Raw genomic sequence first — 4,298 nt, 5'->3', positions numbered from 1 at the left:
AATTCCGATAAACTTACTCTTGAAGAAGCCAAAAAGAAGTTTGTAACACTATTAAAATCAGACCCTACAGGTTTCTATAATGTCAATCCAGCCTTTTTTAATAGGATTGATAGAACTGATATACAAAATCAGAAAATTAACACAGTGGCTCAATTTAAGGCTGAGTTAGACAAAAGCAATTTCTGGCAAAATGAAATTTTCAACTTTGTAACCATAGTACCATAATGTATATCAAAATAAACCAAATTACAGATTCTAAACTTGGCTTTTCCACAAATGATCAATACTTATTTGTCCCTAGAATAAGTAAAAAAATTACTGTTTATGAATACTTTAACAATTCAATGCGAAGTATTGAAACTCCCTTTGATTTACATGATATTGTATGCCTAGATGACAATTTATTTATTTTAACAGACAGCTATCAACGTTCTGGATTTATTTATGAAATAGAGGATTTGGAAAATATAAATCTATTTCGTGACATTTCTAATTATGTAGTTATTGATAGGATGAATGATTATTTAAAAGTTGATATAATAGACAAAACGCTCATTGGAATTAATTGGTTACCAGCGCTTTACAACTGGAGGGAAGATATTGTATTATGGAAGCAAAATTATGGATTAAATTTTGTTTCCAATTATATCATAGCCAAAACCAATCATTTTGAATATTCTCGTTTATCCATTGATACAGGCGAAATAATATGGACATATAGTTTTGAAGGCTACCCTAAAGTAAAAAATCAATATGGAAAAGATGAAAATGTAATGTTACACAATTCTGATAAAGCCTTCACTGGAGTTATAGATAAGCAGCTATGGGTTTCCTTAAACACATCACAACATTTGGTATTAGATATTGACACAGGCGAACAATTAGCTTTATTGGGACAACCTTACAAATACAACAAAGACTATTATACCCAAAAAGTAATGAGTGGGGGACAAATAGATGTTAAACAGGAAAAAATAATTTCATTAGGAAATTGTCAATACCGAGAAATAAACACCAATAACTTCGAAGCTACCTTTATTGATTTACGAGAAGAATTTGATAAACATGGTGTATCAAGTGTTGGTGATACTCGTTTTGATGACGACTATATCTATTTCTACGATAAAATTTTCTTTGGTGCACAACCACGCAACAAAGTGGCGGTGTTGGATAGAAAAACCTTAAAAGTAGTTTGGGTACACGATTTTGCTCAGTACGGCACATTCCCAATGCAAATGGAAAAAACAGATAGACATTTGCTAGTACTCGACAGCGGTGGCACACTCCACATCTTCGAAAAAGAACAAGACTAACAAAATCCCTCTTTTAGCCATAGTTAAAAGAGGGATTTTTGTTAAAAAGACGAACCCGAGTGTACCATTTGCCTAGCCCGAAAACCAAGTATAAGTTTATGTAGAAAGCTGGAGCAGTTGGCACAACGAGGAAATAGTATCCCTGCAGTAGAAAAATTATGTGTCAGTATCTCCGACGCAAAACAATTAGAGGCCGTTGTTACTAAATTATTAATGTTGACAAATACCAAAATTCAGGCGTTTTTAGATGATATAAATGACCCATGTACAGGAGGGAGTACTTATCTCTGTGACCATACATCAGAGTTAACTCCCGAGTTAGTAGATGCTTGGAATTGCATTGCAACAAATGCCAACAATGTAAATACCAAGTATTTGAATGATTTTGGGTTGTTAAAGAAAGTGCGAGAAATACAATTAGATGCAACAAAGCGTGGTTATTTTATGAGTAATACTACAGCTAACTTTGATGCTTTTTTGGTAAATGCACTTAAAGAAACTCCTTGCAATACTTGCCCACAACCTGCTGACGGTACATGGGCATCAAGATTTCCCAAGTTAGATAAAATACTCAGTAACATGCTTGAGTTACTACCTAAGCATAATAGTAAGGATGATTTTAGGAGTAGTTTCTATAATGGTGAAGTATTAGCAGGAGACCCAAGCAGTATTGCAAAGAGAGATGGAGGACAACATATGTTGAATTACATGGCAGATAGACCTTTTACTGATAATGCAATATGGATAGATAGAAAATTTAGCTATGTTTCTGCTCAAGCAACTAATAGCGGAAAAGAGTTCGATATTTATATGGGTAGAGAAGAAACAACACCCATCTGGTTTGTAGAATGTAAAAGTTACCAAGAATCAACAGATATAGACGTAGATCAATTTTTAGCATATCTATCATTGATTGATGATTTTTCAAGACTACGTTATGTATTTAATGACAGAAAATTAGATATTACTGCAGCCAAAAACAAAATGAAGGCTGTCTTGCAAGGCAGTAGAGCCAATGATATTTTTGATGAAATTTGGAAAAATAATCCCTTGAGAACTAAGCTTTTTGGTAATGTTAACCCCAATAACATTACAAATGAAGAGAACTCACAAAAGGCTTACAATCAATGGGTTGAAAATTTGGATATTAAAGTATTCATATTTGTGGATGTTCACTACTAAAAATAAAAATCTATAATTATTACTATTATGAGAGAAAGTAACAAAATATCTAATGTAAGACAATTTTCCATTTTAAATAACTCAGTTTTATTAACCTCAAAATCTATTATAAAATTAAATAATAAAATATTATTTGAATCTGATAGAGTTGGTGGAAATTTCCTATCTGGCAATTGGCTTTACATGATGGATAGAAAAAAAACTTATTTGTGTGAACTAAAACAATCTGTTAAATATGAAGTAGATAATTCTAAAAATATATTCTGGCATACGATTGACTTTAAGAATTTATCAGTTGTAGTTGGTATTGATAATAAATTAATAGAAAACCATACTTGGGTTTTCGAGTATTGTCTATATAACTTCCAAACTCAACAATTGACTCCTCTTAATCAAGTTAAAAGTTACCCTATTCCTATTTCTTGGAAAGGACATCTATTATTTGATGAAACCAAGTTCTTGCTTTCTGCATTTTCAATTGAGAAAAAAGAAACCATTTGGCAATTCAAACTATTTGAACATTTCAAATATGATCGAACTTGGGGCGATGGTGAGTTTTATCATTTCGTAGGTGTATGGAACGATGTACTTTGGATAGACATCAATGAAAGCCATTTAATAGGAGTAGATATACAAACGGGGCTGCTAAAATACGATTTTTGTAAACCCACAAAAATCTTTGGAAAACCCACAAAACCCTATCATGAAAGATTATACGGCAAACTTTATTCAAATATAGATAAAGAAAGAAATCTATTGTTTGGGTTTAATTATGACACCTATTGGGAAATCAATCTCAACGACCCAACTACACCACTACACCTTTACATTTTTGAAGAAGAATGTACAAAATACAATTGTTTTTTGTCACTACAAAGGTACTGCTTTGACCGACAAAAATTGTATTACGTTGATGCCTTTAATGGCACAGTTGCATCAATAGACCGAGATACAAAAGAATTTCAGTTTTTGTATCAATTTCCAGAAGCATCGGCAGGTACTTTAATGGAAATACAGGTTTCAGAAGATAAAGTTTATATATTAGATAATCAAAGTACTCTTCACATCTTCGAGAAAGAACAAGCCTAATACATGCCCTCTTTTAGCTACGGCTAGAAGAGGTTTTTTTTGTGAATAAAACAAAGCCAACGAACCTGAGTGTACCATCTGTCTAGCCCGTAAACCAAGTATTACTTTATGTAGAAAGCTGGAGCAGTTGGCAACTCGTGGTGCAAACCGAAGTGCTGTTGAAGATAAATTATGTAGTAGTATTTCCGATGCAAAACAGTTAGAGGCGGTTGTTACTAGATTATTAATGTTACAAGACAGTGAAATTCAAGCGTTTTTGGGGGATATAGCCCCAAGCGCCTGCGGTGGTAGTGCCTATCTTTGCTCCCATGTATCAGAGTTAAATGTGGGAATCATAGATGCTTGGAAAGCCATGACTGATGCTGCTACCGTAGGTAGTGCCTTTGCCAGAGATTATCAACTGTTGGTAAAAATTAAAGATATTCGGGCAGATAATACCCAATTAGCTGCTTTCAATTATGGTACTATTGGTAGTTTTCAACAGTTTTTGAATACCTATAATTCCGTAAATTGTAATACTTGCCCTCAAAATTTTGGGGCAGGTAGCGACCCAGATATTTTTGGTAAACTAACGGATATTTTAGATAATACACTTGGAGAATATCAAAAGCACCAGAATACACCCAATTTTATAGGTTTTTATCGTGGAGAACCCTTCGCAAAAGATGCCCGAAATAAGCGCGATGGTGGGCAGTTTATGCTTCGAGTAATGGC

General features: G+C 33.4%; 5 protein-coding genes. All 5 read left to right on the top strand.

Going from position 1 to position 4,298, the window contains the following annotated elements:
- The coding region (locus tag GVN22_RS26815) for a hypothetical protein (RefSeq protein ID WP_166554081.1) at positions 1-225 on the top strand (225 nt) is incomplete at its 5' end.
- Positions 225-1,313 carry a hypothetical protein gene (locus tag GVN22_RS26810; RefSeq protein ID WP_166554080.1) on the top strand — a complete coding sequence of 363 codons (1,089 nt, stop codon included), beginning with the start codon at positions 225-227 and terminating at the stop codon, positions 1,311-1,313. The genes GVN22_RS26815 and GVN22_RS26810, both read left to right, overlap by 1 nt.
- A 117-nt stretch (positions 1,314-1,430) precedes the next feature.
- Positions 1,431-2,495 carry a hypothetical protein gene (locus GVN22_RS26805; RefSeq protein ID WP_166554079.1) on the top strand — a complete coding sequence of 355 codons (1,065 nt, stop codon included), beginning with the start codon at positions 1,431-1,433 and terminating at the stop codon, positions 2,493-2,495.
- 27 nt (positions 2,496-2,522) lie between these two features.
- On the top strand, positions 2,523-3,584 hold the full coding sequence (locus GVN22_RS26800) for a hypothetical protein (protein WP_166554078.1): 1,062 nt from the start codon (positions 2,523-2,525) through the stop codon (positions 3,582-3,584).
- Between the two features lie 127 nt (positions 3,585-3,711).
- Positions 3,712-4,298: hypothetical protein (locus tag GVN22_RS26795; protein WP_166554077.1), on the top strand; the 587-nt coding region annotated here is incomplete at its 3' end.

This window comes from Cellulophaga sp. BC115SP (assembly GCF_009905545.1).
Classification (GTDB): domain Bacteria; phylum Bacteroidota; class Bacteroidia; order Cytophagales; family Spirosomataceae; genus Flectobacillus; species Flectobacillus rivi.
Note: the sequence above shows the minus strand (reverse complement) of the source record. Positions and strands in the feature narration are given on the sequence as shown.

Excerpts from the sequence above, each read along its gene's own strand:
- GVN22_RS26810 (WP_166554080.1), top strand. The coding sequence starts at position 225 with ATGTATATCAAAATAAACCAAATTACAGATTCTAAACTTGGCTTTTCC.
- GVN22_RS26800 (WP_166554078.1), top strand. The coding sequence starts at position 2,523 with ATGAGAGAAAGTAACAAAATATCTAATGTAAGACAATTTTCCATTTTA.